Raw genomic sequence first — 24,945 nt, forward strand, 5'->3', positions numbered from 1 at the left:
CGGAAGACGGAAGAGACCCGCGCCGCCGGATCGGCATTCGGCGGCGCGGGTCGGTCGGAGCGCGCGGACTCAGACGTCCGTGCGGGGCATCGGCGCGAGGCGCGTCAGCTGGGTGACGTGGCGGGGTTCGAGCTCCTGGATCGATGAGACGCCGAGCAGGGTCATGGTGCGCTCGATCTCGGTGCGGAGGATCTGGATCGTCTTGTCGACGCCCGCCCGTCCGCCGGCCATCAGGCCGTAGAGGTACGCGCGGCCGATGAGCGTGAACTTCGCCCCGAGCGCCATCGCGGCGACGATGTCGGCGCCGTTCATGATGCCGGTGTCGACCATGACGGTCGCGTCCTTGCCGACCTCGCGGACGACGTTCGGCAGCAGGTGGAACGGGATCGGCGCGCGGTCGAGCTGGCGCCCGCCGTGGTTCGACAGGATGATGCCGTCGACGCCGTGGTCGATGAGGCGCTTCGAGTCCTCGATGTTCTGGACGCCCTTGATGACGATCTTGCCCGGCCAGATCTCGCGGATGACCTTCAGGTCCTCATAGCTGATCGTCGGGTCCATCGCGGCGTTCAGCAGGTCGCCGACCGTGCCTCCGGTCGCCGACAGCGACGCGAACTCGAGCTTCGGGGTGGTCAGGAAGTCGATCCACCACCACGGCCGTGGGATCGCGTTGACGATCGTGCCGAGGGTCAGCTGCGGCGGGATCGAGAAGCCGTTGCGCTTGTCGCGCAGGCGCGCTCCGGCGACAGGGGTGTCGACGGTGAACTGCAGCGTGTCGAACCCGGCTTCGGCGGCGCGCCTCGCGAGCCCGTACGAGATCTCGCGGTCGCGCATGACGTACAGCTGGAACCAGTTGCGCCCGTTCGGGTTCGCCGCCTTGACGCCCTCGATCGAGGTCGTCCCGAGGGTGGAGAGGGTGAACGGGATGCCGGCGGCCCCCGCCGCTCCAGCGCCGGCGACCTCACCCTCGGTCTGCATGAGGCGGGTGAAGCCGGTCGGCGCGATGCCGAACGGCAGGGCCGACGGTCCGCCGAGGATCTCGACCGACGTGTCGACGTCGGCGGCGGGCCGCAGCACGTCGGGGTGGAACTCGACGTCCTGGAACGCCTGCCGTGCGCGGGCGATGGAGGTCTCGCCCTCGGCGGCGCCGTCGGTGTAGTCGAATGCGGCCTTCGGGGTGCGGCGCTTCGCGATCTTCCGGAGGTCGGCGATCGTGTACGCGGCATCCAGTCGTCGTTTCGTGCCGTTGAGCTCGGGCTTCTTGAACTGCATGAGCTCGAGCAGCTCGACGGGCTTCGGGAACTGGCGTTGCACCATGGTGGGATCCTTCTCAGGCCCGCGGCTCGTGGCGGCGGGGACGGTGGGTGAGGGCGACGAGGTCGCGGAGGGATTCGAGGGAGCCGGTGAGGATGCCGGCGGCCCGCGCCTGCACGAGGATATTCCCCAGCGCGGTGGCTTCGACAGGCCCGGCCAGCACGGGGACGCCGGCGCGGTCGGCCGTGCGCTGACAGAGCAGCTCGTTGAGTGCGCCGCCGCCGACGATGTGGATGACCCGGGTGTCGACGCCGCCGATGCGGCCGGCCTCGTGGGCGGCGTCCGCGAACGCTTGGGCGAGGGATTCGATGATGCTGCGGGCGAACTCGGCGCGGGTGCGCGGCGGTGCGACGTCGTGCTCGTCGCACCACGCCACGATGCGTGCGGGCATGTCGCCCGGCGGGAGGAAGCGCGGATCGTCGACGTCGAACACGGCGACGTCGCCGGTGACCTCCTCGGCGGCATCCAGCAGCGTCGGCAGATCGATGGCGTGCCCGTCGCGCTGCCAGCCGCGGACGGCCTCGCTGAGGATCCAGAGACCCATGACGTTGCGGAGCAGTCGGATGCGGCCGTCGACGCCGCCCTCGTTCGTGAACTTCGCCTCGCGCGCGGCGTCCGTGAGCACGGGCCGTTCGACCTCGACGCCCACCAGGCCCCACGTGCCGCACGAGATGTACGCGGCGTCGGGCGACGACATCGGGACGGCGACGACGGCGGATGCCGTGTCGTGCGACCCGACGGCGGTCACCGTGGTCTGCGCGCCGAGGATCTCGGCTGCGCCCCCGGCGAGCGTGCCCAGGGTCTCGCCTGGCGCGATGAGCGGGGCCAGCAGGTGACGCGGGAATCCGAGCGCGTCGATCAGGTCGGCATCCCACTCGCCTGTGTCGGCGCGCAGGAGCCCCGTCGTCGAGGCGTTGGTGCGCTCGGTGCGGGCCTGTCCGGTGAGCCAGAACCCGACCAGGTCGGGGATGAGCAGGGCGTGCTCGGCGAACGCGAGCAGCTCGGCGTCCTCGGCGGCGAACTGGTACAGCGTGTTGAACGGCAGGAACTGCAGGCCGTTGCGCGAGAACAGCTCGGCGTGAGGATGCGTCGCGTGCACCGCCTCGACCCCCCGCGCCGTGCGCTCGTCGCGGTAGTGGAACGGCTCTCCCAGCAGGCGCGACCGCGCGACCAGGCCGTAGTCGACCGCCCACGAGTCGACGCCGATGCTGGCGATGCCCGGGTGCTCACGCAGCGCGTCGCGCAGGCCCGTGAGCACCGAGCCGTACATGCCGACGAGGTTCCAGTGCAGGCCGTCGGCCAGGCGCACCGGGTCGTTGGCGAACCGGGCGACCGTGGCGGTGTCGAGCCGGTCGGCCGCGACGTGCCCGACGATGACGCGCCCGCTCGTCGCCCCGAGGTCGACCGCGGCGACGGTACCCGATGCGGCGCGCTCCCGCGCGGCGCGGGTACCCGATGCGGTGCTCACGCGATCACCGCCGAGCGCGCCGCTGCACGCCTGTCCACATCCTGTTCTCCGGACGAGAGCACACGTCGCGAACCGGTCACGACGTGTGCGCTCGTTGCGAGAACATGCTGTGGATGCCGGGGGGCGGCGCTCATCGCAGGAAGGCGGCGGCGACGCCGGAGTCGACGGGGATGTGCAGGCCGGTCGTGCGCGAGAGCTCGGGGCCGGTCAGCACGTAGACCGCGTCGGCGACGTTCTCGGGGACGACCTCGCGCTTGAGGATCGTGCGGTTCGCGTAGAACTGCCCGAGGTCCTCTTCCTTCACACCGTAGGTCGCGGCGCGGTTCGCGCCCCAGCCGGCGGCGAAGATGCCCGACCCGCGGACGACGCCGTCGGGGTTGATGCCGTTGACCCGCACGCCGTGCTCGCCGAGCTCGACGGCCAGCAGGCGCACCTGGTGGGCCTGGTCGGCCTTCGTCGCCGAGTACGCGATGTTGTTGGGGCCTGCGAAGACGGAGTTCTTCGACGAGATGTAGATGACGTCGCCGCCCATCTTCTGCTCGATGAGCGCCTTCGCCGCAGCCTTCGCGACGAGGAACGAGCCCTTCGCCATCACGTCGTGCTGCAGGTCCCAGTCCTTCTCGGTGGTCTCGAGCAGCGGCTTCGACAGCGACAGGCCGGCGTTGTTCACGACGAGGTCGATGCCGCCGAAGGCGAGCACGGTCGCGTCGATCGCGGCCTGGACACCGGCGGCATCCGCCACGTTCGCGGCGACGCCGATGGCGACGTCCGTGCCGCCGAGCTCGGACGCGGCGGCCTGGGCCTTTTCGAGGTCGAGGTCGGCGACGACCACGCAGGCGCCCTCGGCCGCCAGGCGCACGGCGATGGCCTTGCCGATGCCGGATGCCGCACCTGTGACGAACGCGATGCGACCCTGGTGCGTCTTGGGCTTCGGCATCCGCTGCAGCTTCGCCTCTTCGAGGGCCCAGTACTCGATGCGGAACTTCTCGGCGTCCGAGATCGGCGCGTAGGTCGACAGCGCCTCGGCGCCGCGCATCACGTTGATCGCGTTGACATAGAACTCACCGGCGACGCGCGCGGTCTGCTTGTTCGCGCCGTAGCTGAACATGCCGACGCCCGGGACGAGCACGATGAGGGGGTCGGCACCGCGGATGGCCGGCGACGAGGCGTCGGCGTGGGCGTCGTAATAGGCCTGGTAGTCGGCGCGGTAGGCCTCGTGCAGCTCGTGCAGGCGCGTGATCGACTCCTCGATCGAGGCGGATGCCGGCAGGTCGAGGATGAGCGGCTTGACCTTCGTGCGCAGGAAGTGGTCGGGGCAGCTCGTGCCGAGCTCGGCCAGCGCGGGCGCCTGCTCGGACGCCAGGAAGTGCAGGACGACGTCGCTGTCGGTGTAGTGCCCGACCATCGGCTTGTCGGTCGAGGCGAGCCCGCGGATGGTGGGTGCGAGGGCCGCCGCCTTCGCGTGGCGCTCCTCGTCGGGCAGCGCCTCGAAGCCGGAGCGGACGCCGCCGAACGGCTCGGCCTTGCCGTGCTGGTCGATGTAGGCCTGCGCGGTCTCGATGATCCACAGGCTGTTGCGCTCGGTCTCCTCGGAGGTGTCGCCCCACGCGGTGATGCCGTGTCCGCCGAGGATCGTGCCGATCGCCTGCGGGTTCTGCTCCTTGATCGCCGCGATGTCGAGGCCCAACTGGAAGCCGGGGCGACGCCACGGCACCCAGACGACCTTGTCGCCGAAGATCTCGGCGGTCAGGCGCTCGCCGTCTGCGGCGGTCGCGATGGCGATGCCGGCGTCGGGGTGCAGGTGGTCGACGTGAGCGGCATCGACCAATCCGTGCATCGCGGTGTCGATCGAGGGTGCGGCGCCCCCCTTGCCGTGCAGTGTGTAGTCGAACGCGGCGACCATCTCGTCCTCGCGCTCCACACCCGGGTAGACGCCGACGAGCGCGCGCATGCGGTCGAGGCGGAGGACGGCCAGGCCCGACTCGGTCAGCGTGCCGAGGTCGCCGCCGGAGCCCTTGACCCACATGAGCTCGACGGGCTCGCCCGTCACCGGGTCGGTGTCGGTGCCCTTCGCGGAGGTGTTGCCGCCCGCGTAGTTGGTGACCTTCGGGTCGGAGCCGAGGCGGTTGCTGCGCGCGATGAGGTCCGCGGCGGTGGGGTTCGTCATGGGTGTTCCTTCGGTGCGGGTCGGGATCAGAGGGCCGCGAGGCGCGCGGCGAAACGGTCGAGGGTGAGGGATGCGGCGGGGCCGTCGTCGGGCCGGTTCAGGTGGCCGTGGTCGGTGCCGGGCTCGACGACGTGCTCGACGTCACGGCCCGCGGCGGCGAGCGCGCGGGCGAAGTGCTCGCTCGAGACGCGGAGCTCGTCGACGTCGCCCGCGACGATCAGGGTCGGGGGGAACTCGGCCAGCTCGTCCCCGGACGCCCGCCCCGGGATCGCGGCCAGCGGCGCGTCGTCGACCGCGCCGCCGAGGTAGTTCTCGTACATGCCGAGGACCGCGGCGGCGCCGAAGCGATCGGCCTCGGGGTTCGCGTCGAGCGCGGCGCGGAGCGCGGCATCCGGCTCGGGCTGCTGGGCGAGCAGCGTCGGGTAGGCGAGGAGGACGAGGGCGGGCAGGCGCCGGTCGGTCTCGACGAGGCGCAGGACGGCGCCGACCGCGATGTTGCCGCCTGCGCTCGCGCCGCCGATCGCCAGCCGGTCGGGATCGACCCCCAGGGTGGCGGCTTCGGCGAGGGCCCACTCCCACGCCTTCATCGTGTCGTCGGATGCCGCGGGGAAATGCGCGCGCTCGCGACCGGTGGACGATTCCGGCACGGCAGTGCCCTCGGCGAGCGGAGCGAGGCGGTAGTCCAGCGAGAAGACGGTGGTCCCGGCATCCGCCAACGTCCGTGCGACCGCGTCGGCCTCGGGCATGTCGAGGTCGCCGCCGGCGAAGCCGCCGCCGTGCAGCCACAGCAGCCCGGGCGTCGGGCGCTCGAGGACCGCGGCCGGGTACACGCGGACGAGGCCGTCGGCCGCGCCGTAGGGGGAGGGCGTTGTCATGGGTCTTCCGTCGGTGGTCCGAGGCTCCCCTGTCACGATGTGCCGACGGTCGCGGCGTGTCGGGACAGGGGAGCGGAGGGGATGCCGGGGTCAGGCGCCCCAGCCGGCCTGGGTGCCGCCGACGCGGTCCTCGGCGATGCGGTGCTGGTAGCCCGAGGCGGCGTAGGCGGCCATCGGGTCGGCGGCGAGGCCGCGGGACTCGCGCCACTCCGCGAGCGCGGGGCGCACGTCGGTGTAGAACGCGTCCATGAGCACGGCGTTGGCGCCGAGGACGTCGTTCGCCTGCTGCGCCGCGTCGAGGGCCGCGCGGTCGACGAGCAGCGCGCGCGCCGTCATCTCCTGCACGTTGAGCACCGAGCGGATCTGCCCGGGGATCTTGTCCTCGATGTTGTGGCACTGGTCGAGCATGAAGGCGACGTCGGGGTTGTTGAGGCCGCCGCCGCGCACCACCTCGAACAGGATGCGGAACAGCTGGAACGGGTCGGCTGCGCCCACGATGAGGTCGTCGTCGGCGTAGAAGCGCGAGTTGAAGTCGAAGGAGCCGAGCTTGCCGAGGCGCAGGAGCTGCATCACGATGAACTCGATGTTCGTGCCCGGCGCGTGGTGACCGGTGTCGAGGCAGACCATGGCCTTGTCGCCGAGGGCAGCCACCTGCGCGTAGGACGTCCCCCAGTCGGGAACGTCGGTGTGGTAGAACGACGGCTCGAAGAACTTGTACTCGAGCACGAGGCGCTGGGCGTCGCCGAGGCGGGCGTAGATCTGCTGCAGCGAGTCCTGCAGGCGGTCCTGCCGGGAGCGCATGTCGTTCTGACCGGGGTAGTTCGACCCCTCGGCGAGCCAGATCTTGAGGTCGCGGCTGCCGGTGGCATCCATGATGTCGATGCACTCGAGGTGATGGTCGATCGCCTTGCGGCGGATGCGCTCGTCGTGGTGGGTCAGGGCGCCGAACTTGTAGTCCTCGTCCTGGAACGTGTTGGAGTTCACGGTGCCGAGCTCGACGCCGAGGTCCTCGGCGTGACGGCGGAGGGCGGCGTAGTCGTCGACCTTGTCCCACGGGATGTGGAGCGCGACGCTGGGGGCCAGGGCGGTGTAGCGGTTGACCTCGGCGGCATCCGAGATCTTCTCGAACGGGTCGCGCGGGGTGCCGGCCGTCGCGAAGACGCGGAACCGCGTGCCGGAGTTGCCGAACGCCCAGCTGGGCAGCTCGATGCCCTGGCCTTCGAGCTGCGTGAGGATCTCGGGGGACAACGTCGTCATGATGCGTCGCTTTCTGAAGGAGCGCCGGCGGCGGCCGCCAGCTGGTCGTGCAGGTTGAAGACTTCGGTGAGGGGCGTCGCCGCCTGGTCGGGGCGACCGGCGAGACCGACGAAGAAGCGGCCCATCTCGGCCTCCCAGCGGGCGGCGACGGGGGAGGCGGCGAGGTAGGCCTGCGCTGCCGCGTCGTCGTCGGTCTCGTAGTAGCCGAAGAGCCGGCCTCCGTCGCCGAGGAAGAGGGAGTAGTTGCGCCGACCGGATGCCTCGATCTCGGCCAGCATCTCGGGCCAGACGGGGGTGTGGCGGGCGACGTACTCGTCGACGAGCGCCGGATCGACCTGCAGCTGGAAGGCTACGCGGGTCATGTCACTCCTTCGTGAGGGGGTCGGGACGCTGCAGATCGTCTCGTCGAGGTTGTGATGTGAACGTTGCGATGTGAAACGATTCAACACCGCCAACACTAACGTGGGGGTGAAGCATCCGTCAAGGCAGGTGAACGTGGCAGTCAGTGTGAAGGACGTCGCGCGCGCAGCGGGGGTCTCGGTGGGGACGGTCTCGAACGTCCTGAACCGCCCCGCGCGAGTCGCGCCGTCAACGGTGGAGCGCGTCCACGCGGCGATCGCGGAGCTCGGCTTCGTGCGCAACGACGCCGCCCGGCAGCTGCGCGCCGGCCGCAGTCGCAGCGTCGGGCTGATCGTCCTCGACAGCGCCAACCCGTTCTTCGCCGAGGTCTCGCGCGGCGCCGAGGAGCGCGCCGCCGAGCACGGCGTCACCGTGCTGCTCGGTAACAGCGGGCAGGACTCCGACCGCGAGAACGCGTACCTCGACCTCTTCCGCGAGCAGCGCGTGAACGGCGTGCTGCTGACGCCGCACCACCTCGATGATCACCGCGCCGACGCGCTCGCCGAGGCGGGGGTGCCGGTCGTGCTCGTGGACGCCGAGTCCGACGGCACCCTGCCCTCCGTCGCGGTCGACGACGTGGAGGGCGGATACCTCGCCGTCCGGCACCTGCTCGACCAGGGGCGGCGACGCATCCTGTTCGCCGGTGGCCCGGCATCCATTCGTCAGGTCGCCGACCGCCTCGAGGGTGCGCGGCGCGCGCTCGACGGGGTGGAGGGCGCGTCGCTCGAGGTCGTCGAGACCGACGAGCTGACGGTGCTCGCGGGCCGGGAGGTCGGCGAACGATTGGCGCGGCGTGACGCTGCGGACCGCCCGGACGGCGTGTTCTGCGCGAACGACCTGCTCGCGGTGGGCGTGCTGCAGGGGGCGGGCATCCTCGGCGAGCTGCGCGTGCCCGCCGACCTCGCCCTCATCGGTTACGACGACATCGCCTTCGCGCAGTCCACGGTCGTGCCGCTGAGCTCGATCCGCCAGCCGGCGCGCGAGATCGGAGCGGCGGCCGTCGATGCCCTATTCGCCGCCCTCGCGGATCCGGATGCCGAGCCGCAGCGCGTGCGCTTCCGCCCCGAGCTCGTGGTCCGCGCCTCCACCGGCGGCTGAGTCGGCCGCGCTGCGGGCTCGCCGCGCCATGATGTCCACATCATGTGCTGTGGACGATCGCACACGCTGCGACCGGTGCGCGACGTGTGCGCTCGTCGCGAGCACATGATGTGGATGCCGGGACGCTGCGGCGCGCGCGCGCGCCGCGCGCGCGGCGCGAAAGCGCGTGCTCGTGCCGAGCGCGCCGGGTTCGGAGCGGCACACCGACGCGCGTTCGGCAACGACGCACGCGCTCGCGCCGGTTCCCCCCGACCGGCGCGTCACCCGCGCAGCGTGCGCTCGGCCCAGGCGCGCCAGCGCGGGCGGAAGAGGTACAGGCAGGCGAGGCGCAGCCGCGTCGCGGCGCCGTAGGCGACGAGGCGCTCGGGGTCAGCGCCGACGTCGGCGGCGGTGCGGTCGATCCACGTGCGGGCGACGTGCGCCCGATCCGGCGACCAGTGGCCCTGCGCGACGCGCAGATCCACGTGCGCCCGCAAATTCGCGAGGTCGAGCTCGGGCTCGGCGGCGCTGACGGTGTCGACGTCGAGCAGCCCGAGGCGGGCGCCGTCCCACAGCAGCTGCTTGTCGTGCAGGTCGCGGTGCGCGAGCACGAGCCGGGATGACGTATGCCGCAGCAGCCCTGCGGTGACCTCGTCGGCCTGCCGGTGGATCGCCGCGGCTGCGTCGGGCAGTGCGCGCGCCGCGTGCTCCGCCCATTCGCGGACGACGTCGGCCTCGGCGGTGGCGTCGTGGACCGGGGCACCACCGGCATCCGTCCCCGCGATCGCCGACCAGTCGTCGTGCCAGCGTTCCCACGCGGCGCGCCACTCCGCGTCCGTCACCGAGTCGTCGGCACCCAGCGCATGCAGCGTGCGACCGGGCACGGCGGTGAACCGGACGACGCCGCGCGCCTCGGCCGACGGATCCCGCTCGAGCGTCGGCACGACGAAGCGCGTGCCGAAGGCGGCAGCGCGATCGGATGCCGCGACCACCGCCGCGGCCTTCTTCGGCCGCACGACTTTGAGATAGGCCTCGCCGCCCGGCGCTCGCACGACGGCGCGCTTGCCGGGACGGTGCGAGACGACCTGCCCGTCGAGGCCGGTGAGGCCCGGCAGGGCGGGGTCGTCGCCGGCGTCGTCGACCGCGAGTCGCCCGGACGACCACCACGCGCCGCGCACCCGATCGGGGCCGTCGGTGGAGCGCAGCTCGACGGGCATCGGGCCCGCCGTCGCCGGCCACGCGCGCGCGACGCACCACTCGAGATCGCCCCGCCGGACGGTCTCCGGCAGGTCGAGCGCGGTCATGCGACGGCCTCCTCGGCGATGTCGATCGCGAGGTGCAGGCGCTCGGCCCAGTCGGCGCGACCGTGCCGGAACGGCTCGACGGCCCGCTGCAGCGCGGCCGTCGCGGTCCAGCGTGTCACCGCCGATTCGTCGACCGGCAGGTCGTACCCCGACCGCAGCGGCCCGGTCGACCCGCGCCCCGCGAGCAGCTCGGCGGCGGCGAAGTGCCCGAGGTCACGCTCCGGGTCGCCGTGGCCGGCGCGGTCGAAGTCGATGAACCGGACGTCCGCGTGGTCGACGAGCACCTGGTCCGCGGTGAAGTCGCCGTGCACGACGGCGCGGCGCACCCCGGCGGGCATCGCCCGCACGCGAGAGGCGAGCCGCTCGGCGCGCGCCCCGGCTGCCCGGTCGAGCACGCCGATGGCCGCGGCAGCGGTCGCGAGGTCGGCATCGCCGTCGGATGCCTGGCGCACATCGGCCGCGTCGACAGGAACCGCGTGCAGCCTGGCGAGCTCCCGCCCCGTGGTCACCGCCGCTTCCGGTGACGGAGAGGTGGCGAGGTCGCCCCGCCCCCACCACGGGGTGCGCTCCACGCCGTCCGACACGGCGGCCCCGGGCAGCACGGCGAGACCGGCGTCCGCGAGCAGGCGGGCGATCGCGCCGCCACCAGCATCCGTCGCGGCGATCTTCACCACGTCGTTGTCAGTCCGGACGACGAGTCGCCGGTGCGGGTTGTAGCGGAGCACGTGCCCGGCGGGCGCCGACCGTCGCAGCCGCTCCGCGAGTGCGCGATCGGCGACGAGCGGACCGGCGAGACTGCCCGGCGCCCCCGGCACGGTGGTGACGGAGGCCCCGACCCGCTCGGCTCGCATCCGTGTCTTCGCGAGCTTGGCGGCGTCGGCGTAGGCGGCGACCCAGCCGTGGGAACCCACGCCATCGCCGTTCGCGGCATCCCGGACCGCGACGACGACGCTCGTACCCGGCTTGTACCGCACGCGGGTGATCTCGACGCGCCGCCCGAGGGCGTCGGAGAGGCGGCCGGCGTCGAGGACGACGTCGAGCGGCAGCGCGGTGTCGCGGCGGGCGAGGTCGATGCTCATGCGCGGGCCTCCTCGTGCGCGACGGCGCGGCGCGCGGTGCGGAACCACTGCGAGAGCCGCGTGCCGGGGTCTGCCAGCAGCGCGCTCGGCTCGCCGTCCTCGATGATCCGCCCCGCTTCGAGCCAGAGCACGCGGTCGGCGCCGGTGACCGACGCCGGGTCGTGCGTGATCGTGAGGGTCGTCCGACCGGCGGTGAGCTCGGCCAGCGAGCGGTGGACGGCATCCTTCGACTCGGGGTCGAGCCCCGTGGTCGCCTCGTCGAGGATGACGATCGGCGCGTCGCGCAGCATCGCACGCGCGATCGCGATCCGCTGGCGCTGGCCGCCCGACAGCGTGTTGCCACGACCGCCGAGCACCGTGTCGTAGCCCTCCGGGAGCGCAGCGATGAAGTCGTGCGCGCGCGCACGGCGGGCGGCTGCCTCGACCTCGTCGTCGGTCGCGTCGAGCCGGCCGTGCCGGATGTTCTCGCGGACGGACGTCGCGAACAGCACCGTCTCCTGCAGGACGACCGACACGGCGCCGCGCACGCTCTCGAGCGTCGCCGCCCGCAGGTCGACGCCGTCGATCGTGACGCGTCCCCATGCGGGGTCCATCGACCGGCCGACGAGGGCGGCGAGGGTCGACTTGCCGGCGCCCGACGGACCGAGCAGGCACACCGACTCGCCGGCGCGCAGATCGAGCGAGAGGCCGCGGAACAGCGGCGCCCCGCGCCCGTCGGCGAGCATGACGTTCTCGAACGAGACGGCACCGGCGGTCGCGTGGAGCGGCTCCGCGTCGGGCGACTCCCGCACGTCGACCGGGGTGTCGAGCAGATCGGCGACGCGCTCGCCGGATGCGGCGGCGCGGGCGATGCGTCCGGTGTACTTCGCGAGGTCCTTCAGCGGCCGCATCGCGAGCTTCAGATAGGCGGTGAACACGACGAGGTCGCCGGGCGACATGCGGTTCTGCAGCACCTGCCATCCGCCCCCGATGAGCACGAGCGCGAGGGCGATGCCGACGATGACGTCGGTGCGACGCTCGAGGGCGGCGGCGAGCCGGCGCGCCTTGACCCCTTCGCGCAGGGCGACGTCGTTGCCGCGGGCGAAGACCGAGCCCCGCTCGCGCTCGAGGCCGAACGCCTGCACCACGCGGATGGCGTCGAGGGTCTCGGCGGCCGACTCGGCGAGGCGGCCCTCGCCCTTGCGGGTGGTCCGCGACGCCGCCGTGATCGCCTTGCCCGACCGGCGCGAAAGCAGCCAGTAGACGAGGGCGGATGCCGCGACGATGACCGTCAGCATCGGGTCGAGCCACAGCATGACGCCTGCGAGGGCGACGAGGGTGATGACGTTGCCGATGAGGGGGAGGCCGGCGCTCACGGCGACCTCCTGCAGGCGCCCGACGTCGCCGACGAGACGCTGCACGATGTCGCCCGACGGTGCCGTGGAGTGGAAGCGGATCGACAGCGCCTGCAGGTGGTCGAACACCCGCGCCCGCAGCGTCGTCGCGACGCGCGAGCCGACGAGCGCGAAGGCGACGGTGCTGAGGTACGAGCTGAGGGCGCGCAGGCACACGATGACCAGCAGTGCCGCGCCGCAGGCGATGAGCAGTTCCGTCGTCGCGGCGGGGATGCCGGTGGTCGCCGCTCCCGTCGCGCCGAGGCTGACCGCGAGCGAGTCGACGACGACCTTCAGGGGCCAGGGCTCGAGCACGCGGAACGCGACCTCGAGCAGCAGTACGAGGAGTCCGGCGGTCAGCAGCAGCGCGTGAGGGCGCAGGAACGGTCGGACGGTCGCGAGCGTCCGGCGGATCGGTCGCTGCTCGGGCGGACGGGTGCGTGCGGTGCGGCGGCTCATGCGTAGACCTCCCTGCGAGCGGCGTCGGCGGCCTCGAGGATGCGCGCGAGCACGCGATTCCAGTCGTGGCGGGCGACGGCATCCGCCCTCGCCGCCGCTCCCATCCGCAGCCGCAGCGCGGGGTCGTCGGCCAGACGGGCGAGGGCGTCCGCCAGCGCGGTCGCCGAGCCGGGCTCGACGAGCAGGCCGGTCACGCCGTCGTCGAGGATGTCGGGGACCTGCCCGACGGCCGATGCGACGACGGGCAGGCCGGCCGCAAGGTATTCGTAGACCTTGAGCGGCGAGAAGTAGCCCGCGCCGGCGGGATAGGGCGCGACGCCCACGTCGAGCCCGGCGACGAGGGCCGGGATGTGCTCGGGCAGGACTGCGCCGGCCCACTCGACCTCGATGCCGCGATCGGCGGCGCGCTGTCGCAGCGCGGGGCCCTCGGGACCGTCGCCGATGAGGGTGAGCGTCGCCCGTTCGCCGAGGGAAGCGACAGCGTCGATCACGACCTCCACGCCGTGCCACGGCTTGAGCGTGCCGACGAAGCCGACGCGGAGCGGCCCGTCGGGGCTCGGCGCGGAGGGGCGGATGCGGTCGGTGTTCACGCCGTTGGGGGAGACCATCGCGCGCGGCGCGCCGTGCGCGGTGGCCCACTCGGCGACGGGTGCAGAGACGCAGGCGACGACGTCGGCGGTCGCGAGCGCGTCGTGCGCGGCGGCCAGCGCCTCGACCTCGTCGACGAGCACGCGGTGCTCGCGCTGCTCCTCGATGAGCGGCGCGTTCCCCTCGAGGATGAACGTCGCCCCGGTCGTCGCGGCGGCGGTCGCCCCGCCGCGGCTGAAGAGCGAGAACCGTTCGTAGACGAGATCGCAGCCGTCGGCGACGATGCGCGCGGCGAGCTCCCGGGAAGCCGCGGCGATGTTCCGCTCGCGCTCGGCGGGGTCGCCCTTGCCGACGCGGACTTCCACGACGCGGACCGACGCGAGGTCGGCGGGGACGTGCTCGCCCCGCCGCGTGCAGTAGATCGTGACCTCGTCGCCGCGGGCGAGGAAGGAGCGGACGATCTCCTGGACGTGGACGGATGAGCCCTTCGTGCCGAAGACCGGGACGCCCGGGTCGACGCAGAGATAGGCGATGCGCATCACGCCACCTCCTCGAGCAGGCGGGGCCGAGCGGCCTCGGCGGTCAGGCGCGCGAGCTCCGCGGCCTGTCGCCGGGAGTCGAAGCGTTCCTCGACGAGGAGGCGGGCGCGTGCGGCGAGGGCCGCGGCATCCGTCGTCCCGTCGGCGATGCCGCGCAGGGCGCTCACGAGGTCGTCCACCGACCCGGCGCGGCACAGGACGCCGGTCTCGCCGTCGCGCACGATCTCAGGGATGCCGGTGACGTCGGTGGAGATGCACGGGATGCCGGTGGCCATCGCCTCGAGCAGCACGGTCGGCAGGCCGTCGGCGTTGCCGTCGGCGGAGACCACGCACGGGGCGGCGAAGACATCGGATGCGGCGAGCAGTCGCGCGAGGTCGTGCTGCGGGAGGGGGCCGAGCAAGGCGACGCTGTCGGTCAGGCCCGCGGCGTCGATCTGCGCGGCGAGCTGATCGCGCAGCTCGCCCGTGCCGGCGAGGTCGACCGTCACGTCGATGCCGTCAGCGGTCAGCTTGGCGACGGCCTCGACGAGCACCGCGAACCCCTTCTTCTCGACGAGGCGGCCGACGGCCGCGATCCGCAGCGGCCCGCGCCGCGCCGGGCGGGGCACGAAGGGGAAGCGGTCGAGCTCGAGCCCGTTGTACAGCCGGTGCGTGCGCTCGCCGCCGGGGATGGTCCCGCGGACGAAGTCCAGATTGAAGTCGCTGACGGTGACGGCGAAGGCCGAGTCCGCGAACTTGCGCGACAGGTCGGCGTGGTCGACGGCCTCGTGGAAGAGGTCCTTCGCATGCGCCGTGAAGGAGTAAGGGATGCCGGTGAGCCGCGACGCGAGCCGGGCGACCGTGGTCGCGACCGAGGCGAAGTGGGCGTGCAGGTGCGTGATGCCCTCGCGCCGCGCCGCGGCCGCGAGGAGGATCGCCTGCACGGCGTCGTCGACGTCGGCTGCGAGCAGGTCGCCGAGGTGACGGGCGATGGCTCGCCCGAGGACCGGGTCGGCCGCGGCATCCTGGATCGCGGCCCACAGCGCCGACGGCTTCGCCGGCCGCGCGAGGTGGAAGACCGGCGCCTGCACGCGGGCGAGCTCGGGGTGGAAGCGGGTGTCGTCGGTGGGTCGCAGGGCAAACACGGCGAGGTCCTCACCCCGCGCTTCGCGCGCGAGGATCTCTGTCACGACGAACGTCTCGGAGAAGCGCGGGTACACCTTCACGACGTACCCGATCCGGGGGGTCTCAGACCGCATGCTCCGTCAGCTCCTTCCTGCTGCGCGCCGCGGCGACGAGGTCCGCGGCGTGGTCTGCGACGACCGTCAGGCCGTCGAGGTCGATGCCCTCGCGCACCACGCGGGTGCCGACGGCGCGGGCGAAGAACGCCGACAGGGCCTCGGGGGTGGCCGCGGCGGCGGGCAGGGTCTCCACGGCGCCGAGCGAGGCGAGGGCCGTGGCGCGCAGGGGCTGCTCGACGCGGCGGTTGTCGCGCGGCACGATGAGCGCCGGCGTCTCGGTGCTCATGATCTCGGCGACGGCGTTGTAGCCGCCCATGCTCACGACGGCCGACGCGCGGCGGATGAGGGCGAGCGCGTCGGGCACCGACCGCGTCACCGTGGTGAGCGGACCGGCGGCGGCGCGGATCGCGCGGCGGTGGTCGTCGGGCATCTCGGGTCCGGTGACGATGACGTGGCGGATGCCGCTCGGCACCGCCGCGCGGGCGGCCGCCGCGGCGATCGCTCCGCCGTCCGACCCGCCGCCCACGGTTGTCAGTACGAAGGGCTCGTCGGCCACGGGGTGACCGCGGCCCGGCCGGCCGTGGCTGAGGTAGCCGGTGTGCCGCACCAGGGGCGCCAGGCCCGCGGGGAGCTCGCCGGTCCGCGTCAGGTCGTGCACGCGGGGGTCGCCGTAGACCCAGATCTCGTCGAAGGCCCGGCGCACGGCATCCGCCCCGCCGATCGCCGCCCACTCGGCGCGCGTCGCGGACGGCTCGTCGAGGACGTCGCGGAGCCCGAGGACGGTCGTGCACGACGGGCGGTTGCGGCGGAGCCAGCGCAGCGTCGCGTCGAGTTCGCGCTCGACGCCGAAGGGATGCCGGTCGACGACGAACAAGTCGGGTCGGAAGGCCGCCATGGCCGCCTCGACGCTGCCGCCGCGGACCGCGGTCACCCGCTGCAGGCCCGCGGTCAGGTGTTGGGCCGAATAGCCCTTCGGGCCCGTGGTGATGCTCGGGAGGATGAGCCAGTCCCACCCCGGCGGGGTCGGGAACGAGGTGGCTGCGGACTGGCCGCTGATGAGGAGCCCGGTCACCTCCTCGCCGACGAGCGCGGGCAGTCGCGAGGTCAGAGCGTGCGCGATGGCGAGGTTCCTCCGGACGTGGCCGAGGCCGACGGAGTCGTGCGAGTAGAGCGCGATGCGGATGACCATGGCGGAGCCTCCGAGGGGCCGTGGAGTGAACGGGGGATGATCACTCCACGGTCGTCGCCGGCTCTAAGGCGCATGTGAGGCGTGTGTGAGAAGGCGCTTACCTGTGGTTTCGCCTCCCGCGCGTCACGTCCGGTTCAGTCCGGAAAGACGACACCCTTCTGCAGGATGAAGCAGCCCCACGGCTGCTCCTCGAGGGTGTGGACGACGGCGAAGACGTCGCGGGCACGCTCGTAGAAGTCGAGGCGCGGCACGACCTCCCAGTCGAGCGGGCGGGGGTGCTCGCGGCGGGCGACCTCGAGGACGGCGTCCTGCTCAGCGGTGGTGCGGGCGGGGTCGTCGTCCACCTCCATCCGCGCGAGCGGCGCGTCGACGAACTCGTCGAGCGGGAAGACGCCGAGGATCGCGTCGATCGCCCGGACGACGCCGACCGGTCCGAGGCGTACGACGGGGCGCCCGGTTGCGGCGGCGGGGAAGTTTCGGTCGACCAGCAGCAGTTGGTCGCCGTGCCCCATGTCGTCGAGGATCCGCAGGAGCTCGCCGTTCAGCAGTGGGTCGATGCCCTTGAGCATGATGTTCCTTTCGTCGTCGGTGACGATTCGGCCGCATCGCGCTGGAACGTCTTGTGCGAATTCGGGCGGGCCGTTAGTGTCGAGCTTAATTGGTCAACCGGTTCGCCGAAAGAGCGGTTTCCGGAACCAGCCCGAAGTGCAAAGGAGCCCTCGATGCATGCTGCGCCCGCCCGGCGTCGCCTCTTCCGCCCCGCGATCGTCTGGTCGGTGCTGGCGCTCGTCGTGCTCGTCGCCGGCGGCCTGACGACGACCTTCGTCTCGACCGAAGAGGACAGCGCCGCCGCATCGGAGACGACATTCGACCCGGCGCACTATGCCGATGAGCGGTTCGACGACGAGATCGTCCCGCAGATCGAAGACGAGGCGGTGCCGCTCGCGACCCTCCTCACCGACCTCGACGGCGGTGCCGACCAGGCCGACTTCGGCAACGCGCCCGGCGAGGGGAGCTCCTTCAGCTTCCCGGTGTCGTTCTCCGGCGTCGCCGGCGCCCCGAACGGCTCGATCCTCCCGGTCACCGTCGAGGGCGTCTCGTCCGACGTCACGGTGCAGGTCCAGATCGGCCCGGCCCTCAACGGAACAGCCCTGCGCGACGTCACGGGCACCGTGTCGTTCAACGAGTTCACCAACCAGCTCGAGTTCCAAGAGGTGGCGACCGAGTTCAACAACCGGGTGCGCGACGGCATCCTCGCCGATGTCGACCCGGCATCCCTCGAGGGCGCGACGATCGAGGTCGTCGGCGCCTTCACCCGCGTGAACCCGGCGCTGGTGTCGGTGGTGCCCGTCTCGTTCGAGGTCGCGCCGTGACCACGGCCGTCGACACCTCGGTCGTGATGAGCGCACGCGGCATCACGAAGGTCTACGGCGCGACCCGCGCCCTCAAGGGTGTCGACTTCGACGTCCGGCGCGGAGCGGTCACCGTCCTGTTCGGCGAGAACGGCGCGGGCAAGTCGACGCTGATGAAGATCCTCTCGGGCGTCGAGTCGCCCACGAGCGGGACGCTGATCCTCGACGGCGAGGAGATCGTCCTGTCGGGGACGGTGGATGCGGCCCGCCGAGGCATCGCGATCATCCACCAGGAGCTCAGCCTGGCGCCGAACCTCAGCATCCGGGACAACATCTTCATGGGGCGCGAGCTGGTGCGCGGCGGCCTCGTCGTCGACGACCGGGCGCAGACCGAGAAGACACGCGAACTCATGGCGCGCCTCGCCGAGGAGCTCGACCCGGACACCCTCATCGAGGACCTGCGCCTGGGGCAGCAGCAGATCGTCGAGGTCGCGCGTGCGCTCGCGGGCGATGCTCGGGTCCTCATCATGGACGAACCGACCTCGGCGCTGAGCGGCAACGAGGTCGAGGTGCTATTCGCGCTCATCCGGGAGCTGACGGATGCCGGTGTCGCGATCGTCTACATCTCGCACCACCTCGAAGAGGCGCTCGAGATCGCCGACCACGCCGTCGTCTTCCGCGACGGCGACCTCGTCGCCACTGGAGACCGCGACGCCATCGACATGGGCTGGGTCGTCGGGCACATGGTCGGCCGCGCCGCCGACGACCTCGTGCCCGACCTGCTCGACACCTTCGGCGACGTGGCGCTGCGCCTGCGCGACGTCACCGTCGCCGACCCGTCGAACCCCGCCCGCCTCGCCGTCGACGGTGTCGACCTCGACGTGCGCCAGGGCGAGATCGTCTGCCTCTACGGGCTCATGGGCGCCGGTCGCACCGAGCTGCTCGAGGCCCTCATCGGCCGCATTCCGGTGCAGAAGGGCACCGTCGAGATCGAAGGGCGCACCCTCACCCGCGAGTCGGTGTCGGAGCGGATCGACCTGGGCCTCGCGCTCGTCCCCGAGGACCGCCAGCGCGACGGTCTCGTCCAGACCATGAGCGTCGGCGAGAACAGCTCGCTGTCGAGTCTGCTGCGGTACGTGAAGGGGATCTGGCTGCACAAGCGCGCCGAGCGCGAGGCGGTCGACCGGGGGATCGGCGACGTCCGCGTGAAGACGTCGAGCCCGGCGGCATCCATCACCTCGCTCTCCGGAGGCAATCAGCAGAAGGTCGTCATCGGCAAGGTGCTCATGACCACACCGCAGGTGATCCTGCTCGACGAGCCGTCGCGAGGCATCGACGTCGGCGCCAAGGCGGAGATCTTCGGCCTCATGGCGCGCGAGGCCCGGCGCGGGCTCGCGGTGCTGTTCGCGACGTCCGAGGTGAATGAGGCGCTGACCGTCTCGAACCGCATCGTCGTCATGTCCAAGGGGCGCATCGTCCGGATCCTCGATTCGGCCGGCGCGACCCGCAACGACCTCATGTTCGCCTCGGGTGAGGCGAGCGAAGAAGAACCGTCCGGGAGCGATCACCGATGACCACCACCACCGCACCGCAGCAGCAGCGCTCCCCGCAGTCGCCGCAGAAGCGCACCTTCCTGGGCCGCGACGTCGACGTCCTCTCGATCGTCCTCGAGGGGCGCGCCTTCATCGCGCTCATCGTGTTGATCATCATCTTCGCCCTGCTGTCGGACTCATTCTTGACCCTCAACAACCTGGTCATCATGACCAAGCACGTCGCGTACAACGCGATCCTGGCGATCGGGATGCTGTTCGTCATCCTGAAGGGCGGCATCGACCTCTCGGTCGGCTCGACGGTCGGCCTCGCCGGCGTCGTGGCGGGCACGCTGCTGCAGGGCTGGCAGCTGACCCTCTTCGACATCGTGGTGTACCCGCAGGTCTGGTTCGTCGTGATCATCGCGCTGGCCGTGGGGACGCTCGTGGGCTTCATCAACGGCGTGCTGGTCACGAAGTTCCACGTCGCGCCGTTCATCGCGACCCTCGGCATGCTCTACGTCGCCCGCGGCGCCGCGCTGCTGATCTCCAACGGCACGACCTACCCGCGCCTCGGCGGACGCGAAGACCTCGGCAACCAGGGCTTCCTCGTGCTCGGCGGCAACCTGCTCGGCATCCCGACCGCCATCTGGATCATGGTCGTCTTCGCCCTCGTCGCCTCGTTCGTCCTGCGCAAGACCCCGTTCGGCCGGTGGGTCTACGCCTCCGGCGGCAACGAGCGAGCCGCCGCGCTGTCGGGCGTGCCGGTGCGCAAGGTCAACCTCCGCGTCTACATGATCAGCGGGTTCTGCGCCGCGACGACCGGCCTCATCCTCTCGTCGCAGCTGACGAGCGCAGCGCCGCAGCTCGGTGAGACGTTCGAGCTCAACGCGATCGCGGCGGTCGTCATCGGCGGCGCCGCGCTGACCGGCGGCCGGGGCAACGTCCGCGGCGTGCTCATCGGCGCGTTCGTCATCGGGTTCCTGAGCGACGGGCTCGTGCTCGTCGGCGTCTCGACCTTCTGGCAGATCGCCATCAAGGGCGCCGTCATCATCCTCGCGGTGATGCTCGACCAGGCCCAGCAGCGCATCAAGCGCTCGAAGAACGCCGCGCTCGCCGCCGCGAACAAGAACACACCGGATGCCGGGGCCCCGGCCCCGACATCCGGCACCACCACCTGAGACCCGCCCGCCGTCGGCGGGCATGCACCACCAGAGAGAAACCCGAACAGGAGAATCATGCGACGCAGGATCATCGCCGCTGCTGCGGCCACCCTCATGGCAGTCACCTTCGCCGGATGTGCGTCCGGCGGCGAGGAGCCGAGCGGATCGGCGCCGGCACCCGGCGGCGAGGCGGGAGGGCTCATCGCCATCATCACCCCCGCGCAGGAGAACCCCTTCTTCAAGGCCGAGGCCGACGCGGCCAAGGCCGAGGCCGAGAAGCTCGGCTACGAGACCTCGGTCGCCTCGCACGACGACGACCCGAACAAGCAGAGCGAGCTCATCGACACGGCCATCAGCAACGGTGCGGCCGCGATCATCCTCGACAACGCAGGTGCGGATGCCTCGATCGGCCCCGTCCAGAAGGCCGAGGATGCCGGCATCCCCGTCTTCCTCATCGACCGCGAGATCAACGAGACCGGCATCGCGAAGTCGCAGATCGTCGCCAACAACGCCCAGGGCGCGGCAGCGGTCGCCGAGGAATGGGTCGCGGCGCTGCCCGACGGCGGCAAGTACATCGAGCTGACCGGCAAGGAGTCCGACACCAACGCCGGTGTGCGCTCCGAGGCGTTCGCGAGCGTCATCTCGCAGTACCCGAACCTCGAGCAGGTCGCGAAGGAGACGGCCAACTGGAGCCAGGACGAGGCCTTCCAGAAGATCGAGACGCTCCTGCAGCGCGACCGTGACATCCAGGGCATCATCGCGGGCAACGACACGATGGCCCTCGGTGCCGTCGCCGCCGTCGAGGCCGCGGGCCTGACGGGTGAGGTCGTCATCGCCGGCTTCGACGGCAGCCCCGACGCGGTCGAGGCGATCAAGGCGGGCACGCTCCTGGCCACCGGCCTGCAGCCGGCCGTGCTGATCTCGCAGCTCGCGGTGCAGCAGGCGGACGCCTTCATCACCAGCGGTGAGACCGGCGAGGACGAGAAGCAGTCGATCGACTGCGTCGTCATCAACGCCGACAACGCCGACAGCTACACCCTCTTCGCGCTGGAGTAAGCCCGCGCGACCACGACGACGCGGTGATCCTCGGGGGAGGTCACCGCGTCGTCGTTCGTTCAGGCGTCGGCGGCGTAGGTGTCGAGCGGGCCGAGGGCGGGCTGCGAGAGCGGATCCTCGACGGCGGCCGCGCCGACCTCGCAGGCGCGCGCCAGCGCCTCGGCGGGGTCGTCGCCGCGCACCAAGCCGATCGTCAGGGCTGCGCAGAACGCGTCGCCGGCGCCGACCGTGTTGACGACCGTCGCGCGACGGGCGGCGACGCGGGCGACCACCTCGCCGCGGCGGACCAGCTCGGCGCCCGCCGCGCCCAGGGTCACGGCGACGAGCTCCGCGTCGCGCAGCTGCGGGAGCGCCGCGTACTCGTGCTCGTTGACGATGAAGACGTCGGCGCGCTCGAGGATCGCGTCGCTGAACGGACGCGACGGTGCCGCGTTCACGACGACGAGTCCCGACGTCGCCGCGATCGCGCGTTCGATGACCGCGTCCGCGACCTCGAGTTGCGCGAGCACCGCGCCCTCGGTCGGCGCGGCGACGGCGTCCGCGTCGATCCGTGCGTTCGCCTCGGGGCACACCACGATCGAGTTCTCGCCGTCGGCATCCACGACGATGAGGGCCGTGCCCGAGTCGCCGTCGCTGAGCTGGACGCCGGCAGTCCCGACCCCCGCGGCGGTGAGCCCGTCGAGCAGGTCGCGACCGGCGGGATCGGTGCCGACCGCGCCGATCAGGTCGACCCGCGCACCGAGCCGCGCGGCTGCCGCGGCCTGGTTCGCGCCCTTGCCGCCTGGCTGCCGCACGAGCGCGCCGTCGGCCACCGTCTCGCCGCGCTCCGGCGCGCGCGCCACGCTCGCGACGAGGTCGACGTTGATCGCGCCGACGACGGTCAGGCGGGGGCGTTCGGCAGTGGTCATGATGCCTCGGTCTTCTTCGAGCGACGGTGGGTCGCGACGGTGCGCCGCGACGGTCGGCCGCGACCGCGCGGCCTCGTCGTCGAGTCTAGAGATGCGGCGACGGGGATCGGCGGCATCCATTGACACGATTCAGAAGCGGCGCCTAGGGTGGGCCGTGCGACTGGGGAAAGCGCATTCCATCACGAGTTCGAAGGTGAACAGCATGAGAAGACCCGTCCGCACGTCCGTCGTCGCCGCGCTCGCCGCGGCCACACTGATCCTCCCGGCACAGGCCGCGATGGCGCATCCGGGGCACGGCCCCGGCAAGCCGAAGCCGGCCGCCTCGCCGCAGCTCGAGAAGCTCGACCGGGGTCTCGTCGCGCTGCCTGGCGAGGGAGGCATCCACCTCACCTGGCGCCTGTTCAAAACCGAGGCGACGGGGGCTTCGGCCACCGGCCTCACCGGCACCGCCTTCGTCGTGAAGCGCGACGGCAAGCGCATCGCGACCGTCACCGACTCGACGACCTACGTCGACCCCGACGGCACCGACCGCTCGAAGTACACCGTCTCGCCGCTGCAGGGCAAGCGCGAGGGCAAGCCGTCCGAGAAGGTGACGGTGCAGGGGTCGCCGTTCCTCGACATCCCGCTGACGAAGCCTGCCGACGGCGTCACTCCCGCGGGCGAGGCGTACACCTACTCGGCGAACGACGTGTCGGTCGGCGACGTCGACGGTGACGGCGCGTACGAGTACGTCGTCAAGTGGGACCCGTCGAACTCGAAGGACGTCTCGCAGGTCGGCTACACCGGGCCGGTCTACATCGACACGTACGAGCTCGACGGCACGCTGCTGAACCGCATCGACCTGGGTGTGAACATCCGCGCCGGCGCGCACTACACGCAGTTCCTCGTCTACGACTTCGATGGTGACGGCAAGGCCGAGATCATGATGAAGACGGCGCCCGGCACGAAGAGCACGGAGTTCAAGAAGGGCAAGGCCAAGAAGGCCGAGTTCGTCACGATGCCGAAGGCCGACCGCAAGGCCGGCTACTCGCACTCCGACGACTACCGGCTGAGCGCCGAGGACTACGCCGCCCACCTCGCCGACGTCTTCCAGGGCTGGTCGGAGCGCGACGAGGTCGTGTCGGGTCAGTGGCCCGCCACGATCGAAGAGGCGCTCGGCACCGAGCCGACGCACGACTACCCGCTGTCGCGTGCCGACGCCGAGGAGCTCGTCGACTACTTCATCGACGTCTACGCCCCGTCGCGTTCGGCCCGCAACGTGCTGCGGAACTTCGAGGGCTTCATCGTCGACGGACCCGAGTACCTGACCGTCTTCGAGGGCAAGTCCGGCAAGGAGCTCGAGACCGTGCGCTACGAGCCGGGCCGCGGTGACGACGGCCTGCTCTGGGGTGATTACGCGATGTCGCGCATCGAGCCGGGCAACCGGGTCGACCGCTTCCTCTCGGGCGTCGCCTACCTCGACGGAACGCGTCCGTCGGCGGTGTTCGCCCGCGGCTACTACACGCGATCGACCGTCGCGACGTACGACTGGAACGGCAAGCACCTGACCAAGCGCTGGTTCGTCGACAGCGGGCACGTCCCGCTGACGAACCCGTTCAACGACGGGCCGCACGGGCGTGACGGCACCGATCCCGAATACGGCACGCTGACGACGCAGGGCTTCCACAGCCTGAGCGCGGCGGACGTCGACGGTGACGGCAAGCAGGAGATCGTCTACGGCTCGGCGACGCTCGACAACGACGGCAGCCTGCTGTACTCGTCGTTCGACACGATGCCCGAGGGCAGCGCGACGCCCGGCGAGGACGTGCGTCTCGGTCACGGCGACGCGATGCACGTCGGCGACTTCGACCCGAACCGCCCCGGCAAGGAGATCTTCACCGTCCACGAGGGCGGCGCGTACGCCCCGTACGGCACGGCGATGCGGGATGCCGCGACGGGCGAGGTGCTCTTCGGTGCCTATTCGGGCCGCGACACCGGGCGCGGCATGGTGGGCGACGTCCGACCTGACGTCGACGGCGTCGAGGTCTGGTCGAGCATGCCGGCGGGAACGGATGCCTCCGGCCTCCTCTCCGCCGACGGCGAGGCCCTGCAGCCCACGAACCCGGGCACGAACATGTCGATCCGCTGGGCCGGCGACCTGACGACGCAGCTCGTCAACGGCGCCCAGACCGTGACCCCCACGATCGACGACTGGACGCGCGGGACGATGCTCACGGCATCCGGAACCCTCACGAACAACGGCACGAAGGGCAACCCGTCGCTCGTCGCCGATGTGCTGGGTGACTGGCGCGAGGAGCTGCTCGTGCGGACAGTCGACTCGTCGGCGCTGCGCATCTACGTCTCGACCGAGCCGACCGAGCACAAGCTCTACACGCTCATGCACGACCCGCAGTACCGGGCCGAGATCGCGCGTCAGCAGACGACGTACAACCAGCCCGCGTACACGGACTTCTACCTGGCGTCCGACATGTCCTTCGCGGACGTGCCGCTGCGCTGATCGGGTGGGGTGAGCAGGGGCGGATGCCGGTGGCATCCGCCCCTGTTTTGTGCGTGTGTGCGTGTGGGCGTGCGTGCAGGGCGGGTCGGCGGGTGTCCACATCATGTGCTCCCGACGACCACACACGATCCGCAC

20 protein-coding genes are annotated in these 24,945 nt (G+C 71.8%); 6 read left to right on the plus strand and 14 right to left on the minus strand.

Annotated features, from left to right (window positions below):
* Positions 1-69: 69 nt before the first annotated feature.
* The 6 genes from KZX17_RS05545 to KZX17_RS05570 form a co-directional block, all read right to left on the minus strand.
* Complete coding sequence (locus KZX17_RS05545) at positions 70-1,314, minus strand: alpha-hydroxy acid oxidase (protein WP_248170210.1); 1,245 nt, start codon at positions 1,312-1,314, stop codon at positions 70-72.
* 13 nt (positions 1,315-1,327) lie between these two features.
* On the minus strand, positions 1,328-2,779 hold the full coding sequence (locus KZX17_RS05550) for a rhamnulokinase family protein (protein ID WP_248170209.1): 1,452 nt from the start codon (positions 2,777-2,779) through the stop codon (positions 1,328-1,330).
* 130 nt (positions 2,780-2,909) lie between these two features.
* Positions 2,910-4,946: a bifunctional aldolase/short-chain dehydrogenase gene (locus tag KZX17_RS05555; protein WP_248170208.1), complete on the minus strand. Its 2,037-nt coding sequence runs from the start codon at positions 4,944-4,946 to the stop codon at positions 2,910-2,912.
* A 26-nt stretch (positions 4,947-4,972) separates the two neighbouring features.
* Complete coding sequence (locus KZX17_RS05560; protein WP_248170207.1) at positions 4,973-5,821, minus strand: alpha/beta hydrolase fold domain-containing protein; 849 nt, start codon at positions 5,819-5,821, stop codon at positions 4,973-4,975.
* Between the two features lie 90 nt (positions 5,822-5,911).
* The gene (rhaI, locus tag KZX17_RS05565) at positions 5,912-7,078 is read right to left on the minus strand and encodes an L-rhamnose isomerase (RefSeq protein ID WP_248170206.1); all 1,167 of its coding nucleotides are present in this window, start codon (positions 7,076-7,078) and stop codon (positions 5,912-5,914) included.
* On the minus strand, positions 7,075-7,440 hold the full coding sequence (locus tag KZX17_RS05570) for an L-rhamnose mutarotase (protein ID WP_248170205.1): 366 nt from the start codon (positions 7,438-7,440) through the stop codon (positions 7,075-7,077). The genes rhaI and KZX17_RS05570 overlap by 4 nt, the downstream gene beginning before the upstream one ends.
* Before the next feature lie 133 nt (positions 7,441-7,573).
* Here KZX17_RS05570 and KZX17_RS05575 point away from each other — a divergent pair, with 133 nt between their 5' ends.
* Entirely contained in the window at positions 7,574-8,575 is a 1,002-nt protein-coding gene (locus KZX17_RS05575) for a LacI family DNA-binding transcriptional regulator (RefSeq protein WP_248170204.1), read from the plus strand.
* A gap of 260 nt (positions 8,576-8,835) precedes the next feature.
* Here the strand turns inward: KZX17_RS05575 and KZX17_RS05580 are convergent, their stop codons facing one another.
* From KZX17_RS05580 to KZX17_RS05610, 7 genes are all read right to left on the minus strand, one after another.
* Complete coding sequence (locus KZX17_RS05580) at positions 8,836-9,858, minus strand: hypothetical protein (RefSeq protein ID WP_248170203.1); 1,023 nt, start codon at positions 9,856-9,858, stop codon at positions 8,836-8,838.
* Complete coding sequence (locus KZX17_RS05585; RefSeq protein ID WP_248170202.1) at positions 9,855-10,937, minus strand: phosphotransferase family protein; 1,083 nt, start codon at positions 10,935-10,937, stop codon at positions 9,855-9,857. The genes KZX17_RS05580 and KZX17_RS05585 overlap by 4 nt, the downstream gene beginning before the upstream one ends.
* The gene (locus KZX17_RS05590) at positions 10,934-12,769 is read right to left on the minus strand and encodes an ABC transporter ATP-binding protein (RefSeq protein WP_248170201.1); all 1,836 of its coding nucleotides are present in this window, start codon (positions 12,767-12,769) and stop codon (positions 10,934-10,936) included. Before KZX17_RS05590 ends, KZX17_RS05585 begins: the two co-directional genes overlap by 4 nt.
* Entirely contained in the window at positions 12,766-13,896 is a 1,131-nt protein-coding gene (locus tag KZX17_RS05595; protein WP_248171649.1) for a glycosyltransferase family 4 protein, read from the minus strand. The genes KZX17_RS05590 and KZX17_RS05595 overlap by 4 nt, the downstream gene beginning before the upstream one ends.
* On the minus strand, positions 13,896-15,134 hold the full coding sequence (locus KZX17_RS05600; RefSeq protein WP_248170200.1) for a glycosyltransferase: 1,239 nt from the start codon (positions 15,132-15,134) through the stop codon (positions 13,896-13,898). The genes KZX17_RS05595 and KZX17_RS05600 overlap by 1 nt, the downstream gene beginning before the upstream one ends.
* Positions 15,124-16,305, minus strand: a complete 1,182-nt coding sequence (locus KZX17_RS05605) for a glycosyltransferase family protein (protein WP_248170199.1) — start codon at positions 16,303-16,305, stop codon at positions 15,124-15,126. Before KZX17_RS05605 ends, KZX17_RS05600 begins: the two co-directional genes overlap by 11 nt.
* 134 nt (positions 16,306-16,439) lie before the next feature.
* On the minus strand, positions 16,440-16,874 hold the full coding sequence (locus KZX17_RS05610; protein ID WP_248170198.1) for an RbsD/FucU family protein: 435 nt from the start codon (positions 16,872-16,874) through the stop codon (positions 16,440-16,442).
* A 153-nt stretch (positions 16,875-17,027) separates the two neighbouring features.
* Between KZX17_RS05610 and KZX17_RS05615 the strand changes: the two genes are divergently transcribed.
* The 4 genes from KZX17_RS05615 to KZX17_RS05630 are packed head-to-tail and all read left to right on the plus strand — an operon-like array spanning position 17,028 to position 21,405.
* Entirely contained in the window at positions 17,028-17,678 is a 651-nt protein-coding gene (locus KZX17_RS05615) for a DUF2291 family protein (protein ID WP_248170197.1), read from the plus strand.
* Positions 17,675-19,231 (plus strand): sugar ABC transporter ATP-binding protein, encoded by a 1,557-nt coding sequence (locus tag KZX17_RS05620; RefSeq protein ID WP_248170196.1) that lies wholly within the window; start codon positions 17,675-17,677, stop codon positions 19,229-19,231. The genes KZX17_RS05615 and KZX17_RS05620 overlap by 4 nt, the downstream gene beginning before the upstream one ends.
* Positions 19,228-20,367, plus strand: a complete 1,140-nt coding sequence (locus tag KZX17_RS05625) for an ABC transporter permease (protein WP_248170195.1) — start codon at positions 19,228-19,230, stop codon at positions 20,365-20,367. Before KZX17_RS05620 ends, KZX17_RS05625 begins: the two co-directional genes overlap by 4 nt.
* A gap of 57 nt (positions 20,368-20,424) precedes the next feature.
* Positions 20,425-21,405 (plus strand): D-ribose ABC transporter substrate-binding protein, encoded by a 981-nt coding sequence (locus KZX17_RS05630; RefSeq protein ID WP_248170194.1) that lies wholly within the window; start codon positions 20,425-20,427, stop codon positions 21,403-21,405.
* Positions 21,406-21,464: 59 nt separating this feature from the next.
* Here KZX17_RS05630 and KZX17_RS05635 read toward each other — a convergent pair whose 3' ends face one another.
* Positions 21,465-22,433 (minus strand): PfkB family carbohydrate kinase, encoded by a 969-nt coding sequence (locus KZX17_RS05635; RefSeq protein WP_308194686.1) that lies wholly within the window; start codon positions 22,431-22,433, stop codon positions 21,465-21,467.
* Between the two features lie 73 nt (positions 22,434-22,506).
* Between KZX17_RS05635 and KZX17_RS05640 the strand changes: the two genes are divergently transcribed.
* The gene (locus KZX17_RS05640; RefSeq protein ID WP_248170192.1) at positions 22,507-24,810 is read left to right on the plus strand and encodes a rhamnogalacturonan lyase; all 2,304 of its coding nucleotides are present in this window, start codon (positions 22,507-22,509) and stop codon (positions 24,808-24,810) included.
* Positions 24,811-24,945: the final 135 nt, after the last annotated feature.

The sequence above is a fragment of the Microbacterium sp. EYE_78 genome, assembly GCF_023149035.1.
Classification (GTDB): Bacteria; Actinomycetota; Actinomycetes; order Actinomycetales; family Microbacteriaceae; genus Microbacterium.